At 68.1% G+C, this 1,161-nt stretch carries 1 protein-coding gene; it reads left to right on the forward strand.

The window, feature by feature from the left end; all coding sequences use genetic code 11:
- Positions 1–433 precede the first annotated feature (433 nt).
- On the forward strand, positions 434–1,161 hold a 728-nt coding region (bioB, locus tag G7A99_RS20265), incomplete at its 3' end, for a biotin synthase BioB (protein WP_163143649.1).

Genomic DNA, 1,161 nt, shown 5'->3' on the forward strand with positions numbered 1-1,161 from the left:
TCTTCACAACCCGAATCCTAACGGAGACCCGCGGTGACCTCCTCAGCCGCTTTTACACACTTCCTGGGACACTACCCGTTGTCGTGCCGCCTCCGGTAGGTTGGCTGCTCCTGGCAGCCAACGTCCCGATGCCGGCATACAGGAGCGGGGAATGTCGGCTGCCCAGAGCAGCCGACCTACGGCTCCCTCAAGTGATGACGGTCAAGGGTCGTCGTCTGTTTATGGCCGCGGGCCGTGCATGACCGCCATGAAGGGCCGTTTCCCGGGCAAGAAGGCACACCGAACGCAGGTACCGGTCCGTGACCGGGTTGCCCGCTACCTTGCGGTAGGCCTCTTTGTGATCGCACGGGCCGTAAACCATAAGCGTTGAATAAACGTTTACGGTCCGTGCACAATGGCCCGGCCCACTCATGAAAGAAGAAGGCCGACCGCCATGTCCATACCCGCCACCGGTGACATCCGTCACGACTGGTCCGCCGACGAGGTCCGTGCCCTGTTCGACGCGCCGTTCACGGAGCTGCTGTTCGCGGCCCAGCAGGTGCACCGCCGGTACTTCGATCCCGCTCAGGTGGAGCTTGCCTCGCTGGTGTCCGTGAAGACCGGTGCGTGTCCGGAGGACTGCGCCTACTGCCCGCAGAGCGTGCGTTTCCAGACCGACGTCGAGCCCCATGCGCTGATGCCGGTGGCGTCGGTGCGCGAGGCGGCACGCCGCGCCCGCGAGGCCGGCGTGGCGCGGCTGTGCCTGGGCGCGGCGTGGCGCGGGCCGAAGGCCCGGGACATGCCCCGGCTGCGCGAGATGATCGCCGCGGTGCGCGAGCAGGGCCTGGAGGTGTGCCTCTCGGCCGGGCTGCTCAGCGACGGGCAGGCCCGGGAGCTTGCTGACGCCGGGCTGGACTACTACAACCACAACCTCGACACCTCCCCCGAGTACTACCCGGAGATCATCACCACCCGCCGCTATGACGAGCGTCTCAGCACCCTGGCGAATGTCCGCGACGCCGGGCTGCGGGTGTGCTGCGGCGGAATCGTCGGCCTGGGCGAGGGCGAGACGGACCGCGCCGAGCTGCTGCGCACCCTCGCGAATCTGCCCGCCCACCCGGAGAGCGTGCCCATCAACCAGCTCATCCCGGTGCCGGGTACGCCCATGGCGGAGGCCGGGCC

Source organism: Arhodomonas sp. KWT, from assembly GCF_010993615.1.